The 19,396-nt window shown below is 50.4% G+C and carries 21 protein-coding genes; 8 read left to right on the forward strand and 13 right to left on the reverse strand.

Annotation, left to right across the window (positions count from 1 at the left end):
* Positions 1-14: 14 nt before the first annotated feature.
* The 3 genes from ggt to AYJ59_RS04685 all read left to right on the forward strand — a co-directional run bounded on the left by ggt (position 15) and on the right by AYJ59_RS04685 (position 3,457).
* Positions 15-1,784 (forward strand): gamma-glutamyltransferase, encoded by a 1,770-nt coding sequence (gene ggt, locus AYJ59_RS04675; protein WP_237260373.1) that lies wholly within the window; start codon positions 15-17, stop codon positions 1,782-1,784.
* Entirely contained in the window at positions 1,777-2,061 is a 285-nt protein-coding gene (locus AYJ59_RS04680; protein WP_206197900.1) for a GIY-YIG nuclease family protein, read from the forward strand. Before ggt ends, AYJ59_RS04680 begins: the two co-directional genes overlap by 8 nt.
* Before the next feature lie 166 nt (positions 2,062-2,227).
* Positions 2,228-3,457, forward strand: a complete 1,230-nt coding sequence (locus tag AYJ59_RS04685) for a hypothetical protein (RefSeq protein WP_029938633.1) — start codon at positions 2,228-2,230, stop codon at positions 3,455-3,457.
* Positions 3,458-3,749: 292 nt separating this feature from the next.
* On the opposite strand, the gene AYJ59_RS13010 is transcribed toward AYJ59_RS04685, so the two are convergent.
* Entirely contained in the window at positions 3,750-4,172 is a 423-nt protein-coding gene (locus AYJ59_RS13010) for an RrF2 family transcriptional regulator (protein ID WP_029938632.1), read from the reverse strand.
* Positions 4,173-4,327: 155 nt separating this feature from the next.
* On the opposite strand from AYJ59_RS13010, the gene hmpA reads away from it, so the two are divergent.
* Positions 4,328-5,512 carry an NO-inducible flavohemoprotein gene (hmpA, locus tag AYJ59_RS04695; RefSeq protein WP_127119383.1) on the forward strand — a complete coding sequence of 395 codons (1,185 nt, stop codon included), beginning with the start codon at positions 4,328-4,330 and terminating at the stop codon, positions 5,510-5,512.
* Positions 5,513-5,610: 98 nt separating this feature from the next.
* Here the strand turns inward: hmpA and AYJ59_RS04700 are convergent, their stop codons facing one another.
* Together AYJ59_RS04700 and AYJ59_RS04705 are read right to left on the reverse strand one after the other, a co-directional pair.
* Positions 5,611-6,552 carry an HPP family protein gene (locus AYJ59_RS04700; protein WP_127119384.1) on the reverse strand — a complete coding sequence of 314 codons (942 nt, stop codon included), beginning with the start codon at positions 6,550-6,552 and terminating at the stop codon, positions 5,611-5,613.
* A gap of 29 nt (positions 6,553-6,581) precedes the next feature.
* Entirely contained in the window at positions 6,582-7,106 is a 525-nt protein-coding gene (locus AYJ59_RS04705) for a hypothetical protein (RefSeq protein WP_127119385.1), read from the reverse strand.
* A gap of 87 nt (positions 7,107-7,193) precedes the next feature.
* Here AYJ59_RS04705 and AYJ59_RS04710 point away from each other — a divergent pair, with 87 nt between their 5' ends.
* A complete protein-coding gene (locus AYJ59_RS04710) occupies positions 7,194-7,646 on the forward strand; it encodes an RrF2 family transcriptional regulator (RefSeq protein WP_029938628.1) in 453 nt (150 codons plus the stop codon).
* 136 nt (positions 7,647-7,782) lie between these two features.
* Here the strand turns inward: AYJ59_RS04710 and AYJ59_RS04715 are convergent, their stop codons facing one another.
* The 5 genes from AYJ59_RS04715 to AYJ59_RS04735 all read right to left on the reverse strand — a co-directional run bounded on the left by AYJ59_RS04715 (position 7,783) and on the right by AYJ59_RS04735 (position 12,468).
* Positions 7,783-8,664, reverse strand: a complete 882-nt coding sequence (locus AYJ59_RS04715; protein WP_127119386.1) for a 3'-5' exonuclease — start codon at positions 8,662-8,664, stop codon at positions 7,783-7,785.
* Positions 8,665-8,761: 97 nt separating this feature from the next.
* Complete coding sequence (locus tag AYJ59_RS04720) at positions 8,762-9,184, reverse strand: HIRAN domain-containing protein (protein ID WP_127119387.1); 423 nt, start codon at positions 9,182-9,184, stop codon at positions 8,762-8,764.
* A 28-nt stretch (positions 9,185-9,212) separates the two neighbouring features.
* Positions 9,213-9,752, reverse strand: coding sequence for a hypothetical protein (locus AYJ59_RS04725; protein WP_127119388.1), 540 nt, complete (start codon positions 9,750-9,752; stop codon positions 9,213-9,215).
* Positions 9,749-10,699, reverse strand: coding sequence for a 2-oxoacid:ferredoxin oxidoreductase subunit beta (locus tag AYJ59_RS04730; RefSeq protein ID WP_127119389.1), 951 nt, complete (start codon positions 10,697-10,699; stop codon positions 9,749-9,751). The genes AYJ59_RS04725 and AYJ59_RS04730 overlap by 4 nt, the downstream gene beginning before the upstream one ends.
* Positions 10,696-12,468 carry a 2-oxoacid:acceptor oxidoreductase subunit alpha gene (locus AYJ59_RS04735; protein WP_127119390.1) on the reverse strand — a complete coding sequence of 591 codons (1,773 nt, stop codon included), beginning with the start codon at positions 12,466-12,468 and terminating at the stop codon, positions 10,696-10,698. Before AYJ59_RS04735 ends, AYJ59_RS04730 begins: the two co-directional genes overlap by 4 nt.
* 320 nt (positions 12,469-12,788) lie before the next feature.
* Between AYJ59_RS04735 and AYJ59_RS12935 the strand changes: the two genes are divergently transcribed.
* Positions 12,789-12,947 carry a hypothetical protein gene (locus AYJ59_RS12935; protein WP_164730734.1) on the forward strand — a complete coding sequence of 53 codons (159 nt, stop codon included), beginning with the start codon at positions 12,789-12,791 and terminating at the stop codon, positions 12,945-12,947.
* A gap of 33 nt (positions 12,948-12,980) precedes the next feature.
* Here the strand turns inward: AYJ59_RS12935 and AYJ59_RS04740 are convergent, their stop codons facing one another.
* Positions 12,981-13,958: an RluA family pseudouridine synthase gene (locus tag AYJ59_RS04740; RefSeq protein WP_127119391.1), complete on the reverse strand. Its 978-nt coding sequence runs from the start codon at positions 13,956-13,958 to the stop codon at positions 12,981-12,983.
* Positions 13,959-14,072: 114 nt separating this feature from the next.
* Between AYJ59_RS04740 and AYJ59_RS04745 the strand changes: the two genes are divergently transcribed.
* Together AYJ59_RS04745 and AYJ59_RS04750 are read left to right on the forward strand one after the other, a co-directional pair.
* A complete protein-coding gene (locus AYJ59_RS04745) occupies positions 14,073-14,789 on the forward strand; it encodes a M48 family metallopeptidase (RefSeq protein ID WP_127119392.1) in 717 nt (238 codons plus the stop codon).
* A 74-nt stretch (positions 14,790-14,863) separates the two neighbouring features.
* Positions 14,864-15,376 carry an RDD family protein gene (locus AYJ59_RS04750; RefSeq protein ID WP_127119393.1) on the forward strand — a complete coding sequence of 171 codons (513 nt, stop codon included), beginning with the start codon at positions 14,864-14,866 and terminating at the stop codon, positions 15,374-15,376.
* 71 nt (positions 15,377-15,447) lie between these two features.
* Here AYJ59_RS04750 and AYJ59_RS04755 read toward each other — a convergent pair whose 3' ends face one another.
* The 4 genes from AYJ59_RS04755 to AYJ59_RS04770 form a co-directional block, all read right to left on the reverse strand.
* Complete coding sequence (locus AYJ59_RS04755) at positions 15,448-16,671, reverse strand: multidrug effflux MFS transporter (RefSeq protein WP_164730735.1); 1,224 nt, start codon at positions 16,669-16,671, stop codon at positions 15,448-15,450.
* A gap of 267 nt (positions 16,672-16,938) precedes the next feature.
* Entirely contained in the window at positions 16,939-17,658 is a 720-nt protein-coding gene (locus AYJ59_RS04760) for a c-type cytochrome (RefSeq protein WP_206197901.1), read from the reverse strand.
* A 15-nt stretch (positions 17,659-17,673) separates the two neighbouring features.
* Complete coding sequence (locus AYJ59_RS04765; protein ID WP_127119395.1) at positions 17,674-19,005, reverse strand: NAD(P)/FAD-dependent oxidoreductase; 1,332 nt, start codon at positions 19,003-19,005, stop codon at positions 17,674-17,676.
* Complete coding sequence (locus tag AYJ59_RS04770) at positions 19,002-19,394, reverse strand: c-type cytochrome (RefSeq protein ID WP_127119396.1); 393 nt, start codon at positions 19,392-19,394, stop codon at positions 19,002-19,004. The genes AYJ59_RS04765 and AYJ59_RS04770 overlap by 4 nt, the downstream gene beginning before the upstream one ends.
* Positions 19,395-19,396: the final 2 nt, after the last annotated feature.

The raw sequence follows: 19,396 nt of genomic DNA on the forward strand, positions 1-19,396 counted from the left end.
ACAGGATGTTGTTCATGCGTCGAATGTTACAAATCGTTTCGTTTTTGGTGGTGTCCGTTTCGGTTTGGGCCAATGTTCAGGCCGCACAAACCACGCCGACCAAACAAGCCGCCGTCGCCATGCCGGACGAATACAGCGCCAAAGTCGCTCAGCAGATTTTACAACGCGGCGGCAATGCGGTGGACGCTTCCATTGCCGCGGCGCTGACCTTGGCGGTGACCTATCCCGAAGCCGGAAATCTGGGCGGCGGCGGTTTTATGACCTTGTATTTCCCCAAGCCCAAGCCATCGACCCGTGCAGAACAAAAAACTCAGCAAGCGTATTTTCTCGATTACCGCGAAAAAGCCCCACAAGCCGCACATCGTGATTTGTATCTGGATGCCAAAAAACGCGTGATTCCGTATCAATCGCTGGTCGGCTACCAAGCCTCCGGTGTACCGGGCACAGTGTTGGGTTTGTGGGAAGCGCATCAAAAATTCGGTTCCATGCCGTGGTGGATGCTGGTGCAACCGGCGGTTGATTACGCCGAAAACGGTTTTGTGGTGTCTAAGCATCTGGCCAAAGTCGCCCAATGGTATCAAAACTGGATTGCCGATAAATCCAAACAACCGCTTAATTTCAAAACCTATTTCGGTCATCTCAAAGCCGGGCAAACCTTCAAGCAACCGGAGTTGGCGGAAACCCTGAAACGCATCGCCAAATTCGGGCCTTACGATTTTTATTTCGGGGAAACCGCCGATTTACTGGTCAAGGAAATGCAGTCCAATGGCGGTTTGATTACCCGTCAGGATTTGGCCGATTACCGCGTAAAATGGCGTCAGCCGATTGTGGCTGAATGGAAAGGGCGCGACGTCATTTCCGCCGCGCCGCCCAGCTCCGGCGGCATTGCCATCGTGCAATTGCTGAAAATGAAAGCCCTGCTGGACGATGAATTCCAAGACGCGCTGGTATCGATGGACAAAGCCGGTATCCCGCCGGACGCCACGCGCGCCCACTTCTACGCGGAAATGGAAAAACGCGTCTATGCCGACCGCGCCAAATACCTCGGCGACCCGGATTTCGTCGAGGTGCCGATTCAGCAATTGATTTCGGATGTGTATCTGCAACGCCGCGCCGGCGAAGTGAAAATGGACGAGATTTCCGAGTCGGAACAAATTCAACCTGGCCTGGGCGAATCGCCGGATACCACACACTTCTCGGTGGTGGACGGTGACGGGAACGCCGTGTCGAATACCTACACCTTGAATATGCCGTTCGGCAGCGGCGTGGTGGTGTCCGGTGCCGGTTTCCTGATGAACGACGAAATGGACGACTTCAGCACCAAACCCGGCGTGGCGAATGTGTTCGGTGTCGTCGGCGGCAAAGCCAATGAAATCGCGCCGGAAAAACGGATGTTATCCTCCATGTCGCCAACCATTCTGGTCAAGGACAATCAAGCCGAAGTCGTGGTCGGCACGCCGGGCGGCTCCTCCATTATCACCTCCGTGTTCCAAACCATCGTCAATGTGGTGGATCGCAAAATGCCCGCCCAGCAAGCGGTGGACGCCACGCGCGTGCATCATCAATTACTGCCGAAGGATTTGATTCAATACCACCCCGAACTCGACACCGACACTCGTCAGGCGTTGGAATTGATGGGGTATCGTTTAAAACGCGGTAATTATTTGGGCGATGTGCAACTGATTGTGCAGGACGATAACGGTCTGCAAGCCGCCGCCGATGTGCGCGGCCGCGGCGTCGCCAAGGTGTTTGATATTCCGCCCAGCGTTTCCAAAGATGACTGACGAAGCGCAAATAACCGAAATTCCTCAAAATGACTGGCAAGTGTATTTGTTACGCTGCGCCGACAACACCCTCTATTGCGGCATCACCAACGACCTGCCGCGCCGCCTGCGCCAACACAATGGCGAAATTAACGGTGGCGCCAAATACACCCAAGGCCGCCGCCCCTGCCAATTGGTCTATTCCGAAAACCATCCCGACAAAAGTCAAGCCCTCAAGCGCGAGCTGCAAATCAAAAAATGGCCGAGAAGCCAGAAAGAAGGGCTTTGTATTAGCTAGATTGGATTAGCAAAAAACCACCAGGCCTGGTGGTTTTTGATATAGGATAATACGTATGAATGGTGAGTTAGTATTTATAATTGATTTGCTCTAATAATTGTTTTGGCAAAATAAATAATCAAGTTATTTTGGAGCCTAGATATTAGATTAGAAGGAATATTTGCAATTGGCTGTAAAGTGGAAAAATAGCTTTAAACCTGAACTTGTAATTGAAAAGCTGTCTAAAATTAGAGCGCTAGGAGGGGGGAAGGTTTCTTTTATTGGGTTGGAATATGAAGAGTATATATCGGTACTTCAATCAATGATTGACATAGATGAAGATATTCCGATTGAAATGTCTCATGAGCTTATTGTAAAAGGCTTTTATGAAGCAGCAAAGAAACCGGAACTGACAAAGCAGGGTGTTATTTCATCAGTCAAAAAAGTCGTTCGTGAGCATTTAGGTAAACCAGACAAGAACTATTACCTGGTTACAACATTGAATGTCCATATTAATAATGATTTGCCAAGGTATATTATTAATGGTTGTTCTATCCGATTTTATAAAACGTTGCCCAAAAAATATAGGAATGCTAGACAAGAGTTCTTAGATATGGCTTCTCCTTGGTTAGTTGATAAGGACGATGATTTGTCACATTTCATTGTTGCTCAAGTGGCGGAAAAAAGTATTCATGGAGCTGCTGAGAAAGTGATGGATGCCATTGATTTACTGAGAGGTATTTGGAATTTACACTTAAATAAAGCAATGGTATTAAACTTTGGTGGTCGGAGAAAACCGGTTAATAAAGTTATGCTAGGGGCAATTCATACGCTTCATGATAAAAATGGAAAAAAAGTGAATGACACGTACTGGTATCAACCTGAGTATTCCAAAGAACCGACCAAAATCGATTTTTCTAAGAACTCATATAAAACACTTGAATTTACAAAAAACGTACGCAAGATATTGAGGAAGAATTGTTATAGAAAAGAAGTTGAAGGAGCAATTGTACGGTATGTGAGGGCACTGGATTCACGGGACTACAATTCCGTTTTCATTAGTTTATGGGGCATACTTGAATATCTCACATCTACTTCAAAAGATGGTTATGACAAAACCATTAGGAGAGCTTCTTTTCACTATCCAGATCGTGAATACGAGAGGCAAGTTCTAGAGCATCTAAGACAGTATAGAAACAAGTCTGTACATTTGGGTGCAGGTGAAAGCCAAATTGATGTTCATGTATATCAGTTGAAAAGCTATGTTGAACAGTTACTAAGATTCCATATTTTGAATCATTTTAGATTTGATAGTATAGAAGAATCAGCAAAATTAATGGATTTACAGCATGATATTGGTGAACTTAAGAAACAGATTGCCATTTATCAAGCTGGAGTTAAGTTTATAAGTGGATAATGTAAAGGCAGTTATGCTCTTTCAAAAAACGCCCAGGCCTGGGCGTTTTTTGTATTCATCTTTACTGCGCGCGCACTGAAAAGGTATCGGTGGCTTTGATTTTAATGACGTCCGGATTGGGGGTGTTGTTTTCGATTAGCTAGGCGATTTCGTCTTGTTGCTGGCTGGCGTCGAAGATTTTTTGCCAGCTGGCGTCGAAGATTTTTTGCCAGACGTGTTCCGACACTTGCCAGCGGTAGCCGCGTTGGCGTAACGCATCTTTTAAATCAAACGGTGCGCTGGTGGCTTCGGTTTACGATATAAGTATGTCTTTTCGTACTGATCCGGAAACGAGGTCTTCCAACGTAAACCCTTCAATGTATTCCAGGTATTTTGTTTGAGCGTCGTTCAGAATATGTTTTAGAGCACAGCTTTTATTGATTCGGCAGAGAGGAACTTCGCAATTAAAAGGCTGTAACGTCGTTTCCATTAATTCTACAATCTTGCGTAGGTTTATTTTATTGGGCTCTTGGCCTAATTTAATGCCGCCGTTTGGGCCTCGAACGGTGTCAATATAGCCGTGGTTTGCTAATTTTTGCACGACTTTCATCACATGACTTTTGGAAATGTCAAACACGTCGCAAACGGCTTGAATGGTGGATAGCTGCGTTTCATCTTGCGAGGCAAGATAAATTAAAACTCGGAATGCATAATCCGTTTGTTTGGTTAAGTGCATGGCGTCCCTGAACTTGTTTGGGTGTTTTTACTTTCTTTGAAATTGACATTATATATTAGATGCATGTAATATGCATCTTAATAAAGATTCAAAATAGATGAATCTTTATGGGCTTTTTAAGTCTTTATGAGTTTTTAATTTAAAGGAGTGTGACTATGCTGACCGAAGAAACCATCAAGAGTGTTAAAGAAACAGCGCCTTTATTGGCTGAACATGGAGTGAATATTACCGAGCTTTTTTATACCAAACTGTTTTCAAATCACCCGGAATTAAAGCATATCTTTAATATGAGTAATCAAGCGCAAGGGGATCAAGCAAAGGCCTTAGCGGAGTCTGTTTTTTTATATGCGGCGCATATTGATAACCTGGATGAGCTTAGACCGATGGTGAAGCGAATTGCGCATAAGCACGCCAGTTTGAATGTGCTTCCAGAGCATTATCCAATTGTTGGGAAGTATCTTTTGGAGGCGATTCAGGATTATTTCGATTTGCCTGAGGATGCCATTTTATTGAAGCATTGGGGATTGGCTTATGAGGCCCTGGCCAGTATTTTTATTAATGTCGAAGAAGCGATTTATCAAGATAATGCAATCAAAGAGGGCGGCTGGCGTGGCTTTAAGCGTTTTTTGATTGACCAGGTTGTTGACGATGCCGAGGGTGTAAAGTCATTTCATTTGGTTCCGGATGATAGTCAGTTGGTGACATTTGAACCAGGGCAGTATGTGGGCGTAAAAGTTAAACCCGCCAATGATGATTACGATGAAATCAGACAGTATTCGTTATCGAACTCTCCAGGGGAGGGGCATTATCGCATTACGGTGAAGGCTGAACAAAACTTGGAAGAAGCCCCGGGTAAGGTGTCAAACTATCTTCATTCGGCCAAGGCCGGTGATGAGGTTTGGTTGCAGCCTCCAACGGGTGACTTTGTATTAAAAAGAAATGGTCGAAGCAAGGTGTTTATTGCTGGTGGGGTCGGCATGACGCCTGTTATGAGTATGTTGTTGGAAACGTTAAAAAACTCAAGCGGGCAAGGCGTTACGTTTATACAGTGCTGTCGTAATGAGGCGCATCATATTATGAAAAATGAACTCTATGCGCTGCAAGACGAGCATGGCTTTCAGTATTATGTCGCTTATAGTATGGGGGCAGGTGGCGACTATGAAGGGGCATTAAATCGAGATGTTCTTAACGCCTGGTTGCCGGAAGGGGAAGCGGATATCTATTTTTGTGGGCCCAAGGGCTTTATGGCGGACGTCAACCGTTTATGCCAGGAATTGGGTTACGAGGAAGAGCATTTGCATTATGAGGTGTTTGGACCGACGACAAAGCTGGAGGCTTGAGTTGTAAATTATGGAAGGCACCTGAAAACCAAAGGTGCCTTTTTAAAAGCGAATTCGGTCAAATTTTCAATAAAGGAGAATAAAAGCTTATCCTCGCGTCAGTCTTTAGAACAAATGGATAGTTTGCGCCGCCATAATCCATTTTCATTGACGATTTCGTATTTTGACCATTTTAGAAATTCTTTTTCGGTCAGAGAGTGATTGGGTGTAGTGTCTTGACCAACGATTTGTTTAAAAAATATCAAACCTTTCGCCGGATCTTCATCCGTGATTTGTCTGATGGACCATTCTTTGCCAGGTTTCCCATTGCTGTAATAATGCCCTATTTTCAGGTCTTGGAGCCGAAGCGGGTGCATTTGATGGCTGTTGTTGACCAGTTTCAGTATTCTTCTTAAGTCGTATTCATTAATGTCCACAAAGGAATCAATTTCTTTTAAGGCATCAATAAAGTCGTCGTGATCAAAATCATCTTTCATTTTGGCTTTAGGTGCTGGCTGGCTTTGGCTTAAAAAAGCGGGATAACGCCGCCATTTAAAAAACCAGTTGAACCAGACGGCGACTAAAAAGATAACGAGTGTATTCAACAAAACGGGGATTAACATAAACTCATAACCCGTTGAATAAGCACTTTGGCTGGCGAGAACGGCACTTAAAGCCGTGGCCCCTCCAGGCGGATGAATGCATTTGAGATAATACATGGCCAAGACGGAAAAGCCGACGGCCAGGCTTATTGAAATGGCTTGATCCGGAACGAGCAACCCGAATGTCACCCCGATAAAGGCTGAAATTAAATGGCCGCCGAATAAAGGCCAGGGTTGAGATAGCTGACCATGCGGAACGGCAAATAATAAAACGGCCGAGGCACCCAATGAGGGCACGATTAACCACATATGATCTTTGCCAAGCAGTTGTTCACTGATGGTGATGATCATCAAAATGGCGATGAAACTGCCGACGGCTGAAATCAGTTTTTCGTGGTGGCTTGACGCGGTTTGCTCGATACCGAAAAGCGTGGGAAATGTTCGGATTAGTTTTTTCATAGTATGATTTGGTGTGTTTTCGTGTTGTGTTATGAGTTGGTTTGGGTGTTTAAACGGACTCGAATTTTTTCAAGCGCACGCGTGACTTCGCCTTTGTTGGTATGCCAAACCGCACCACTACTCAATACAAATGTCACGACCAAGCTGATTAACATCAGGTTCCCGGATAAATATAAAAAAACCATCATGCCGATTTTTCCCATATTAGGATCGTTGGCCAACGAGTTGGTGACGGTATAGCCAGCCAAAAAAATGCTGCCGCAAACCAAGTAAGCGATGAATACGATTCGGTTATGTTTGACGGCTAATCCCCAGTTAGACACCACATACCAGTGGGCTTTGTGATTGGAAAACAATTTTTTCCAATGGTGGTATTGGAATAGCATAATGCTGATTGATAGAAAGGGAATGAGCCAAAACCAGTGAATCAGGTGGAGCTCAAACAGAATAACGACCCCGAATAAATGAACCAAAATAATATTCAGGTTGAAAATATTATGCGCCGTCCGTGCTTGCTTTTTTTGGTTATAATCCAATGTAACCAGTTCAGACATCCTATGTCTCCTTTTAAGGTGTATTTGAAATACATCTTAAGTCAAGAGTAGGGGTTATGTCTATAAGATATATAATAGATACATTTTATGCAGCTCACAAAACATACTGATTACGCTTTACGAGTATTGATTTTTCTAGCGCTCCAGGAAGATCAAACCGAAAAAATACAGATCAAAAGTATTGCCGACAAGTTTGATATTCCTAAAAATCATTTGGTAAAGGTGGTGCATCGCCTTGGTCAGGAGCAATATATCAGCACGGTGAAAGGCAAAGGAGGGGGGATTTTCTTATGCCGAGCGCCTTCTTCGATTATGGTGGGAACGGTTGTTCGGTGCTTTGAAGCCACGCTAAAACCCATTAATTGTGATGCGCCTGCCTGTTGTATTAAAGAAGTGTGCTTATTGAAAAACGCCGTCAATGAAGCGATGGAAGCATTTTTGAATGTGTTGGATGGCTATTCGCTAGCCGATATAACGCGTAATAAACAACATTTAGCCAATATCCTGCACACGGGTGGCACTGAGAATTTTTTTGAATGACGGCTATTGATAATGCCCGACAATTCAGCCATGTTTTCTCAAAGCCGATGAGATGCGCACGTTTGACACTCTCTTTTCGAAACGCCCAGGCCTGGGCGTTTTTTGCGCCCAGGCCTGGGCGTTTTTTGTATTTAGCTTATTGCGCGCGCACTGAAAAGGTATCGGTGGCTTTGATTTTAATGACGTCCGGATTGGGGGTGTTGTTTTCAATCAGCCAAGCAATTTCGTCTTGCTGTTGGCTGGCGTCGAAGATTTTTTGCCAGACGCGTTCCGAGACTTGCCAGCGGTAGCCGCGTTGACGTAACGCATCTTTCAAATCAAACGGCGCGCCGGTGGCTTTGATGAGCACTTTTTGCTGACGCACGGAGGCCAGCAGGAAGTGGAAGGCGGGCAGTTGCGATTCGGAAATCGGGAAACTCAGCAAATGGGTAAGAGCTTGCACGTCGTCCAAGGCGCGGTGCGCGCCGTAGAAAAACTGCCCGACTTTCCAGCATAAAAATTCCTGACTGCGCGAGCTGACTTTGGCGAGGTGAAACCAGTCCACCTGGCTGGCGGAGCAGCCCCACACCTTTTCGACAAACAAATCGTTATAACGTTCCACCACCGGGCGGTCGAAAGAAGCGTTATGCGCCACGCAGAGTTGCACGCCCGCCAGATCGGCTTCGACTTCTTCCCACGGAATGCGGTGGCCTTGCACGTCTTCCAGGGTCAGGCCGGTCACTTGGGTGACTTCGGGCGTGATTTCGCCTTCCGGCTCGTTGAGGAAGTTTTTGGCGAGTAATACGCGATAGAAATGGCCTTGCGAATCGAATTCCACCACCTGATAACCCAGTTCGATGATTTCGCACACCGAGGTGTCCAACCCGGTGGTTTCGGTGTCGATGATACAGACTTTATGATAATCGTCGCCTTGCGGTGCCTGGTATTGGGAAACGGCTTGAAAACGGCGCAGGACTTGATAGTCGCCGGAGGCATCGAGTTGTTGGGCGAGGGTTTCCAGATTGGTGTCGGTTGTCATAGGCTTGTGTGATTCGCTGTGTTAAAGATGTGAACGCCCATTGTGACAAAACTCGGCAGGGCGGGCAACTGTTTCGCGAAGCGGGTGGCGGTGTGAGTTATCGAATCCAATATTGCACGGCTTGCCACCAGCGAACGTCAAACCGCAGGCGGACGTAAATATACAGCCGGTGATATTGCCGATAAGCGGATTCGATTTCCGCGGTGTTGAGTTGGGCGTGTTGCAACAGCCAGGCGATGCGGCGCGAATGGCTGCGCGGAATGTAACCGAGCAAGCAGGGCGAATAAGGGGAAGCGTGAGGTGGCGAGTTTGGTGAATCGTTCAGCCAGATTTGCACGGCATGGCGGTCGAATTCGTTGTCGGGTTCCGGTTTGAGGGTGACGGCGGCGCCCGGCGTCAGCAAGCCATGATTTTCCACGGCGTCGGTTTCATAGAAATACACGCCTTTGACCGGCAGCACCCAGCTTAAAGACGGGTGCAGGATTCTTTGGGTGAGTTTCTGAAACCAGGTGGACAGCATGGGTTATCCTTTCGAGTCTTTCTAACCTTCATCCTTGGATATTCGGCGGGTCCAAATCCTCGGGATGCGGTTCGATGGTGAGGCTTTGCTGTTTGCACATTTCCCGGCAGATTTGGCAGTGCTTTTGCAGGGATTGCAGCAGTTCACGGATTTCGTCCTGTTGCAGTTCTTCCAAAAGCTGGTTGTAAAAACAGGTGTGTACCTGAATCATTTCGCCCATGAGTTTCCAGGCCTCGGCTTCGGTCATCAGGTAATGGGCTTGAAACAGACGCATGGCGGGGTGTTCGTATTCCTGATGCGGAATTTCCCAAGGCGGAATGCTCGGCAGTTGCACCTTGGGCAGTTTGTCCAGCAGGAAGGATTGTTCGGATTCGAAATGCGGCAGCATGGAATCGAAAATTCGCGCGGCGCTCGGGTTGTGATGCGCCTGCAAGGTGTGGCCGAAGGTTTGGCAATGGTACATGGATTCTTCAATCATCTCATTGACGGCGGCCAGCACCCAGGCCAGGTTTTTGTGGCTGGTTTTCAGGTGTGGACGTGGCTGGGTTTTGGTGTGCAGTGCGTTCATACCAAATGGCCCTCTTCAATACGGTTCAGGATGGTTTGCGCCTGGTCGTCGGCCAATGCTTCGGAGGTGGCTTGTTCGGTTTGCCCAGTTTTGACCGTGCTGTCACCGTCCGGGTAAATCGGCAAATCGGCTTGATAGAAAATGCCGGTATCGAAGCCGTCGCTGCCGTGAATGGCTTTGGCGGCTTCGATGACGTCGGACGTGGGTTCGACATTCAACGGGCGCATGGTTTTCTGCCATTCCTTTTCTTCGGGGCGGAAGGTCACGCAGGGGCTTTTCACTTCAATCAACGAAAAGCCTTTGTGCTGAATGCCTTCGACAATCAGTTTGCTCAAGCCGTTCGGGTCGCCTGAAAAACCGCGGGCGATAAAGCTGGCGCCGGAGGCCAGTGCAATGCCCAATGGGTTGAAGGAGCGGATGCCGGTGCCGTGCGGGGCGAGTTTGCTGTGCCAGTCCGGCGCGGTGGTGGGCGACGGTTGGCCTTTGGTCATGCCGTAAACTTCGTTGTCCATGACGATGTAGGTCATGTCCATATTGCGGCGGCAGGCGTGAATGAAGTGGTTGCCGCCGATGGAGTAGCCGTCACCGTCGCCGCCGGCGACCAACACGGTCAAATCCGGACGATTCAGCTTCAAGCCGCTGGCCACCGCCAGAGCACGTCCGTGGACGCCGTGGAATCCGTACACATCCAAGTAGGCGGGCAAACGAGAGGAACACCCGATGCCGGACACCAGCCCGATTTTCTCTTTCGGCAAATTCAACCAGGCCAGGGCTTTGGTCAAGGCGCGCAGGATGAAAAAGTGACCGCAGCCCGGACACCAAACCGGGTGAATGTCGGACATATAATCATTGGGTTTGGCCGGTCTGGCAGGCTTAGCGGGATTATCCGATTCGGCGGCATTTTGTGTGGCTCTGACTTCCACGTGGTTCAAGGCGTCGGTGCTCATTGGCTATTCTCCAGACAGGCGGTCAGGTGGTGTTCGACACGGGCGGGATTGAACAGAATCGGCCCGGCTTCGGCGATGGAAACGGCTTTGACCGGAATCGCACTTTGCGACAGCAGATAATGATACAACTGGCCGCTGGCGTTTTGTTCGATGACGATGACCTGTTTGCCTTTGAGGTGTTTTTGCAAGGCGTCGGTTTGCAGCGGCATCAACAGGCGCAACGCCAGCAAGCCGATGTTGGCGCCGTCGGCATTCAGGTTGTCGACTGCCACGCGCACCGCTTCATAACTGGAACCCCAGGTGATGACGACGGTTTTGGTTTTCGGCGGCAGGTCGAGGCTGGCCCATCGGTCGCCGTAATCGAACTCGGCGATTTTGCGGGCGCGTTTCGCCAGTTGTTCCGAATGGTCGGAAGCCATCGACGACGGCACGCCGACTTCGGTGTGCTCCAAACCATCGGCGGTGTATTGGGTGTCCGGCATGCCCGGCCAGGCAATTGGTGAAATGGCATCTTCGGTCAGTTGGTATCGACGGTAAGCGCCTTCCTGCGGTGTGGCGGTTTTGCGTTGTAACCCGAAATCTTGCGGCGGCACCGGGTCGATAATGGCACGGCATTGTCCCAAATGCTGATCGGTGACTTCCACCACCAGCGTTTGCAGGGCTTCGGCCAGACCGAGCGACCATTGCGAAATCGGCACCATTTCCTGCACGTTCAACGGCGCGACCACCACGTGCGGCGCTTCGCCGTGGAAGGCGTACAGCACTTGGTTCAAATCGGTTTGTTCGGATTTGGTGGGAATGCCGGTGGACGGCCCGCCGCGCATCACCGTGACCACCAACGCGGGCGTTTCGCTGGCAATGGCCAGGCCCATGGCTTCGGTCATCAAGGCAAAGCCGGGGCCGGAGGTGGCGGTCATGCTCGGCAAACCGCCGAAAGAACCGCCGATGACCATGTTCATGGCGGCGAGTTCGTCTTCGGCAATCAACACATTGCCGCCCAGTTGTTCGATGCGGGGCGCGAGGTATTCGACAATATCGGTGGCGGGGGTGATCGGATAAGCCGCGGCCAGTTTCAAGCCGCCGCGCAGGGCGCCCAGTCCGCAGGCTTCGTTGCCGCTGATGTTCCAGCGCGGCGTGTCGGTGGGCGTCCAATCCGGCAGACGACAATAGGGTGTTTCCGCCACCAGCGTGGTACCGATTTTGACGGCTTCCAGCGATTGCTGGACAACCTCGTCGCCTTTTTTGCCGAGGGTTTTGCGCAGGGCGGCTTCCACGGTGTCCAACGACAGGCCGATTTGCTGGGCGAGAATGCCGAGCGCGAACATGTTGATGCGGCTACCTTTGAGGTTACGCACCGCTTCTTGCAAGGCGACGCCAATCAAGGTGGCACCGGTGTTTTCCACCAGGCCTGGCGGTTTTTCGCGGCTGTTGTCGTAAATCACCAGACTGTCCGAGGTCAGCGGGATTTCATCGTGGAAACGTTCGAACTTTAACCAATCCAATGCCAGATGCAGGTGAGAATATTCGGCAAGGGTTTCGATGGGACGGTCGGAAAAATGCAACATCACGGCCGATTCCCCGCCGCGAATCTGTGGACCGAAGGAGCGGTTCATCACGCCGTAAAAGCCCGCCTTGGCCACCGCGTCCAGCAGAATCAACCCGACGGTGACGGCGCCGGTGCCGCCGGAGCCGGAAATGGACACCGCCAAGGTGTTGCGCGGTTCGATTGAGGCTTGGGGCGGTGACGAAGACGAGGCGTTGTCCGACATGAAAGCTCCTTTGCATGTGTGGTTTTATCGGGTATATTTGACCCGAATGAATGTTTCTATTTTAACCCGAAAAATTCATAAATTAGACACCATCTAGCTTGCTACTGGATTCCACAAGAAATATTTTCTCAGTCGGTCGTAATCGTGGATACGACATTTCTTCGAAAATTTCCTTGTGAAACCAAGTTTCTGCGCGATATTGGCGCAAATTTATGAAATTTTTGGGTTGGAACAATCGAAATTAGGATACACGCCGAAAGCGTCGGGAATCTGCAAATATTATGACGTTTTCGCGACGGCGAGCCGGAAAGGAGAAGGCGATGAAATTAGCTTGGTTGAGTTTAGTGTTGGGGGCGATGTTTGTGTTGAACGGTTGTTCGACGGCGGAAGAACGCGCCTATCAGAAAGAGTATCAAAAGGAAGCGGCCAAGGAGTCGCATGAAGAACTGAGTCGCGAGGCGGAAAAGGTTAAAGAATAATGATTTGCTCAGGTCGGCGTTTAATCGGACGTTTTAAGTCATCAGCGTATTGAGTGCATCCGGCAAGCGGTAATCCCGTTCCATCTCACCGCTTTCGGAAAGCAGCGTTAAGCGCACGGCGGTGAGTTGCAAGTCCGGCGCGTTTTCGTCGGCTTCGCCATGCAGACGGTCGCCGATAATCGGAAAACCGGCTTGTGCCAGATGAATGCGAATCTGGTGTTTGCGGCCGGTGTCGATGCTCACTTCCACCCGACTTTGATGCCGTTCGGCATTATAGGCCAGCCGCGTGGCATGACTGCGCGCAGCTTTACCGTCAATCGGCGCATCCAATGTTAAGGTGTCTGGCGGAAATTCCCCTTTTACCCAGGCCTGGTAGATTTTACGAATGTGCGGTTGTCGCGGCTCATTCGGCTCGTCATCGGCATTTGTGCGTTCAAAGCGTTGAGCGAGTTGTTGGGCGGTTTTCTTATTGTGCGCCAACAGCATGAGGCCGTCGGTGGCTTTGTCGAGACGGTGAATCGGCCAACAGGGGCGTTGGTGCGGCGGTTGCTCGAAACGGTATTCGCTTTCCACCCAGCGGTACAAAGTGGTGTGGTCGCCCCATTTCGAACCTTGCGACAGCACGCCTTTGGGTTTGTACCAAACGCTGTATGCTTGTTCGTCCGCGATCAATACTGGCGAGGGAATCTCGCTGTTCAATACCGCCGGATTGTAGTAAAACGACACCTCACTGCCGGCCGGCAGAACTTTTTTGGCACGGCGGATTCGGCCAGGTCGGGTTAATTTTGGGTTTTCGCTGTTGGCATCCGCGTTGGTTCCAGCCGCCTTATAAAGCTCGGCCACCCAGACCGCGCCTTGTTGGCAAAAACGTTTTAAGGCTTGATTGGAAAAGGTCACGCCGTCCGGTAAATGCGTTTGCAAGGCGTCCAGAAGCGATTGTTCCTGCGCCAGCGTAAAGTGGCATTCAAACGGTGTTTCGGTGGTCTTTTCGATGTCAGGTGTCGTGGTCATGGGAATATTTTACGGGATTCTCATGACTTGCGGTGGCTTCATCGGTAAATTGTCGAGCATCGACGGTTTTTGCAGTACAATTTGTCGCATTGCAATCAAAGATGGTTCAGCCGAGTGCAAACATTACAACTGGATACTGAAACAATCGAGGTGGTCAAAACCACCCGCCGCGGTTCGATTGCCCTGAAAGTCGAACCCGACCGCATCGCCCTGATGGTGCCGAAACAATTTTCCGATGCGACAATCGAATCCCTGATTGAAAACGAGCGGGATTGGTTGTTGCAGCAAATCCGCCAACATCAGGCGGAAATGCCGAAACGCCTGCTGTTGAAAAACGGCCACGAGCTGTTGCTATTCGGCGAAAAAATCCTGTTCAAAGAAGATCATCATACCCCGGTGAAAACCCTGTCGGTGGCGCTGGACGGCGCGCATTTGATGGCGTATATGAAAACCGCCCGCGCTTTGAAAGACCCGCAAGCCACGCAGCGTAAAAAAGTGGTGCAGTTTTTCAGCGAGCAACTGCAAACTTATCTGGAACCGCGCTTGCAGATGTTTGCCGAGCAAATCGGGGTGCAGCCCACCGAAGTGACCATCCGCAATTACAAATCCCGTTGGGGCAGTTGCTACACCGACGGGCGAGTGCAGTTCAACTGGCGGCTGGCAATGGCGCCGAAAGCGGTGGTGGATTATGTGATTCAACATGAGTTGTGTCATTTGATTCATCCGAATCATTCTGCCGATTACTGGGCGCTGGTGGCGCGCCATTGCCCGGATTTCGAGACCCACAAACAGTGGCTGAAAGATAACGGCGCGGCGCTGATTGCCTTTTAGAAGACGGAAGCTTTAAACCCAAATTTCAAACCTAAATTCAAACACAGATTTCAAACCCTAGGAAAGGACGCAGTATGGATAAGAAGCAGGAAGACATTCAACCCATTGTGGAAAATGAAACCACGCCCGTGACCGAACCGGAAGCGGCTGCGGAAGCGCCAGTCCGGTACGCCGGTTTCTGGAAACGTTTGGCGGCGTATATCATCGACTTTGTGGTGATTTCGTTTGTGTTTGTTATCATCGGTTTTGCCTTGGCCTTGATGGGCTTGGTGGACTTGAATCAGGAAGTGCCGATGGAGAAATACGACAACACGGTGGATTTGGGGTCGATTCTGATTACCTGGGGGTATTTTGCGTTGATGGAGTCGTCATCGAAGCAAGGCACGTTGGGTAAAATGGCGTTGGGCATTAAGGTCACCGATTACGACGGTCAGCGTATTTCGTTTCTACGCGCCACCGGGCGCTTTTTCGGAAAATACCTGTCGGCGATTTTGTTGATGATCGGTTTCCTGATGATTGCCTTCACCGCCCGAAAACAAGGCTTGCACGATATTTTGGCGCGCACTTTGGTCGTCAATCAGCGTTAAGTCTTATTATTCACAATCTTTATTTTCACCAGGCCTGGGCGGTTTTTGTTTCTGACAATGTACGACGCCGCTCAGGCCGTGGTTTGAATCTGACGGCGCACACTCAGCCAGAGCAACAGCGCCAGCATCACCAGTATCGCTTGCGATATCGCCATCCATTGAAGACTGTGCTGCACATACGGCACCACCAGCGCGGCGACTAATCCCGCCATCCCCATTTGAAAGAGACTTTGCACCGAACTGGCCAAACCGCGTTGGCTTGGCAAGCAATCCAAAGCCACCAAACTGAGGCCGGGGTTCGCCATGGCAAACGCAAACGAATAGAGTACCAGCGGCGCAATGACCAGCCAGGCCTGTACCGGCAAGAAGCTTTCAAAGATGAGATTGATGATGACCGCCAAACTCGCCAGCGTGAAAGCGACATTGATTAAGGTGGTGGCTTTGAACCGGTGGGTGAGACGGTGAATCAGAATGGAACCGACCAGCACGCCGGACACCACCGGCACAAACAGTATCCAGAAATCCTGTTCACCGAGTTTCAGGTGGTCGAACACCACGCTGGCGGCACCGGCCACATAGATAAAGAACCCGCCGATAATAAACCCTTGTGCCGCCACCAGCCGCAAAAACTGCGGATGCACCAGACTTTGCCAGTAGCCTTTGAGGATGCGAAGCGGGTGAATGGATTGCACGTGTTCGGGGGATTGGGACTCTTTCACCCGCAGGGAAAACAGCATAATGATGATGACGCTGTAAATCGCCAGAAAATAAAACACCGAGCGCCAGCCCAGATGCATTTCCAACCAACCGCCGATAATCGGGGCCAATGCCGGGGCCGCGGTGAACAGCATCATCATCAACGCCATGGCCTTTTGCGCTTCGTCGCCCTGAAAGAAATCGCGCAACATGGCGCGGCTCGCGACCAGGCTGCCCGCCAACATGGTGCCCTGCAGGGCGCGACCCAACAACAGCGTTTCAATGTTCTGCGCCAGCGCGCTGAGAATGGACGCGGCCAAATACCCAACCAAGCTGATGAGAATAATCGGTTTGCGTCCCCAACGGTCGGCCATCGGCCCCCAGAACAGCGTCGCCAAGGCGAAACTGATGAGGTAAATGGCCAGCGTTTGCGAGAGTAAATCCCGATTCGCGGACAGCTCGGCTTCAATGGCCGGGAAAGAGGGCAGATAAGTGTCGATGGTGAAGGGCGCAAGCATGCCGATCATGGCGACGACCACGATTAAGAACATCGGTGACAGATTGGAGGCCGAAGGGTTGGACGATGAAAGGGATGGCATGGATCGGTTCGCGTTTAATTTGAAAGCATTTATTGTAACGCGTTCAGACGCAGGACGAAACTTGAAGAGGGGGTGTCGGGCCATTAATGTGCGTGGCCCAGAAATAAAAAAACCTCCCATTTTCATCCTGAAAAGGGAGGTCGGCTGAGGAGAGTGGGTTGGGCTTAAACCGCGACGACGGTGATGGTACTCAGCCACCACATCAGAGCGACTGAACCAAAGGTCAGGATCAAGCCCCAGATAATTGCTTTAATGCCATTCATAATATTACTCCTTAACAGCCGGCATGGCTGCGTAGTAATCCGCCAGACCTTGAATTTCTTCGTCGGTCAGGTCGTGAGTGAATTGTGACATCCCTTGGTTGACGTCGTTATGGCGTTGGCCGTCCTGATAGGCTTTCATGGTGCGGACAAAGTACTCCGGTACCTGACCGGCCAAGGACGGTACGACACCGTGGCCTTCACCGTGCACACCGTGGCAGGACGCACAAGGCGTAATCATACGATTGACGTCGCCTTTACGTACCAAACGGTCAATTTTAGGGTCAATATCGGTGCTGTCTGTCCAGTTGGTTAGCGGTTGCTCGGCATAGAAAGCCGCCAAATCGGCTATTTCCTGATCGTTCATGCTTTGCGCCAGTTTGACCATAATATTGGCTTGTTTGTAGTTTTCCCAACGACGCCCATCGCGATAATCCAACATCATCTTGATGGTGTATTCTTTCGGCATCCCGTTGATGGACGCGTAGTTACGGGAAGGGGACTTGCCCGTTTCGCCGTGACAGGCGGCACACATCCATTGGTCGCTCAATTCTTTGCCGTTGGCGGCATCGCCGGCCGGCATTTTGTTGAGCGTGTTCTGCAACGCGAAGTTGGTCCAAGGGTTGGCCTCTGGCTTTTCACCGTGACCACCGGCTAACGCCGCACCGCTGAGTCCGATAAAGGCGGCCGTGCAGGCGGAAATTAAAGTTCGTTTTAACATTGTCATTACCTCACACCTTTATCAAGAGAATACGTCTTTCACAAATTCACGTTGCCAGTTCTTTTGATAAACGGCTTCGAGAATCGGCTGAGCCGGTTTGTCGGTAATCGGCGAAACACCGGCCGATTTGCCTTTTGGCTGAATCAAACCGTCACGCACCTCGTAGATGGCGGCAATCGATACCCCGTAGTTCTGGCCAGCCAAGCTGTAACAGACGTTGGAGTAAATGGCTTTTTGCAGTTGATTCCCTTTCAACGTATCGGCCACCGCTTGCGCACAGACTTTGGCCTGCGAGTTGGCGGAGTAACCGGATTTCGGCATCGCATCGGCAATGCTACTGTCGCCCAGAACGTAAACTTCTTTGTGAATCGTGGATTCGAACGAGTTACGGTCAATCGGGCACCAGCCGGAACGATCCGTCAAACCGAGTTTTTGCGCCAGTTTACCGGCACGTTGGTTCGGGATAATGTTGATGACATCCGCTTTGTACTCGCCGAATTCGGTGAGGACTGTTTTGTTTTTGGCGTCCAGCCCAACGACTTTACCGCCATCGGAACCCGATACCCATTCCAGAAGGGCGTTATCGGTTTTATAACCGTAGAGGCGTTCCCAAGCTTTCTTGAACGGTACGTCTTTGGTGAAGCGTTCTTTCGGGTCCAACACGATCAGCTTGGCCGTCGGGTTGAAGTTCTTGAAGTGCTCCGCAAAGAAGGACGCGCGTTCATAAGGCCCAGGCGGGCAACGGAACGGGTTTTGCGGTGGTGCGATAATAGCGACGCCGCCTTTACGCATGCCGAACAATTGATCGCGCAGCTTCAAGGTTTGCGGGCCGGCTTTGTAGGCGTGCGGGAAATCGCCCGCGGCCAGCTCGGCGTTATAGCCTTCGTAATCTTCAAACTTGAAGTCGATACCTGGTGAGACCACCAGTTTGTCGTATTGGAAGCTGTGGCCTTTTTCGGTGCGCACGGTTTTCTTGTCGAAGTCGGCACCGACGACTTTGTCGATGACCACATTCACGTTGTATTTCGACTTGATGGTGTTCAGGTTGAACGTCAAATCATCCAAAGTGTGCATACCGACGATGACGTCGTTGCTTCGCAAGCAGGTGATGTATTCCGGATACTGTTCAATGATGGTGATTTTGACGTCTGGATCGGCAAATCGCAGGTACTTTGAAAAAGTGGACCCACCGACACCGCCGCCCAGCACCACAACGTGCGGTGCAGATTTGGCGAAGGCTTTATTGCTCGCGCCGAAAATGCCGGTCCCGGCCACAGCCGCGGCACCGAACACTTTGATCAGATCGCGACGTGTGATTTTACGATCGAAAGTCATGTTTTCTAATTGGCTCATTCTTGACCTCCTGTCGAACCGGCTTTCTGTGCCGCCAACGACTCTTTTAAACTGGTTTCTTCCCAAGGCTTCATCGGTTGTTTGACGAACCATTCCGCCATGGCTTTGATTTCCTCATCGGTGAAGCCGCGCGCGACTCGGTCCATAATGACCGCCGGGCGAGTGCCTTCACGATAAGCAATCATCGCTTCGGTGAATTGTTCGACCGACATGCCCGCCAACGGTGGCATGGCTTCTTGCAGCTCTTGCCCGTTGGTGCCGTGACAAGGCGCACATTGCCAAGCCATGGCCTGGCCGGAGGCCGTTGGTGTTTTAACATCCGCTTGCGCAGCGTGCGTTCCGGCCAGGGTGAGGGCACAGAATGAGACGGTTAATAATTGTTTTTTCATTG

The organism is Thiomicrospira sp. S5, from assembly GCF_003991075.1.
GTDB lineage: Bacteria > Pseudomonadota > Gammaproteobacteria > Thiomicrospirales > Thiomicrospiraceae > Hydrogenovibrio > Hydrogenovibrio thermophilus.

Excerpts from the sequence above, each read along its gene's own strand:
- AYJ59_RS04705 (WP_127119385.1), bottom strand. The coding sequence starts at position 7,106 with ATGTCTGAACTGGTTACATTGGATTATAACCAAAAAAAGCAAGCACGG.
- AYJ59_RS04750 (WP_127119393.1), top strand. The coding sequence starts at position 14,864 with ATGGATAAGAAGCAGGAAGACATTCAACCCATTGTGGAAAATGAAACC.
- ggt (WP_237260373.1), top strand. The coding sequence starts at position 15 with ATGCGTCGAATGTTACAAATCGTTTCGTTTTTGGTGGTGTCCGTTTCG.
- AYJ59_RS04765 (WP_127119395.1), bottom strand. The coding sequence starts at position 19,005 with ATGAGCCAATTAGAAAACATGACTTTCGATCGTAAAATCACACGTCGC.
- AYJ59_RS04735 (WP_127119390.1), bottom strand. The coding sequence starts at position 12,468 with ATGTCGGACAACGCCTCGTCTTCGTCACCGCCCCAAGCCTCAATCGAA.
- AYJ59_RS04755 (WP_164730735.1), bottom strand. The coding sequence starts at position 16,671 with ATGCCATCCCTTTCATCGTCCAACCCTTCGGCCTCCAATCTGTCACCG.
- hmpA (WP_127119383.1), top strand. The coding sequence starts at position 4,328 with ATGCTGACCGAAGAAACCATCAAGAGTGTTAAAGAAACAGCGCCTTTA.
- AYJ59_RS04770 (WP_127119396.1), bottom strand. The coding sequence starts at position 19,394 with ATGAAAAAACAATTATTAACCGTCTCATTCTGTGCCCTCACCCTGGCC.
- AYJ59_RS04700 (WP_127119384.1), bottom strand. The coding sequence starts at position 6,552 with ATGAAAAAACTAATCCGAACATTTCCCACGCTTTTCGGTATCGAGCAA.
- AYJ59_RS04725 (WP_127119388.1), bottom strand. The coding sequence starts at position 9,752 with ATGAACGCACTGCACACCAAAACCCAGCCACGTCCACACCTGAAAACC.
- AYJ59_RS04760 (WP_206197901.1), bottom strand. The coding sequence starts at position 17,658 with ATGACAATGTTAAAACGAACTTTAATTTCCGCCTGCACGGCCGCCTTT.
- AYJ59_RS12935 (WP_164730734.1), top strand. The coding sequence starts at position 12,789 with ATGAAATTAGCTTGGTTGAGTTTAGTGTTGGGGGCGATGTTTGTGTTG.
- AYJ59_RS04730 (WP_127119389.1), bottom strand. The coding sequence starts at position 10,699 with ATGAGCACCGACGCCTTGAACCACGTGGAAGTCAGAGCCACACAAAAT.
- AYJ59_RS04710 (WP_029938628.1), top strand. The coding sequence starts at position 7,194 with ATGCAGCTCACAAAACATACTGATTACGCTTTACGAGTATTGATTTTT.
- AYJ59_RS04740 (WP_127119391.1), bottom strand. The coding sequence starts at position 13,958 with ATGACCACGACACCTGACATCGAAAAGACCACCGAAACACCGTTTGAA.
- AYJ59_RS04720 (WP_127119387.1), bottom strand. The coding sequence starts at position 9,184 with ATGCTGTCCACCTGGTTTCAGAAACTCACCCAAAGAATCCTGCACCCG.
- AYJ59_RS04715 (WP_127119386.1), bottom strand. The coding sequence starts at position 8,664 with ATGACAACCGACACCAATCTGGAAACCCTCGCCCAACAACTCGATGCC.
- AYJ59_RS13010 (WP_029938632.1), bottom strand. The coding sequence starts at position 4,172 with ATGCACTTAACCAAACAAACGGATTATGCATTCCGAGTTTTAATTTAT.
- AYJ59_RS04680 (WP_206197900.1), top strand. The coding sequence starts at position 1,777 with ATGACTGACGAAGCGCAAATAACCGAAATTCCTCAAAATGACTGGCAA.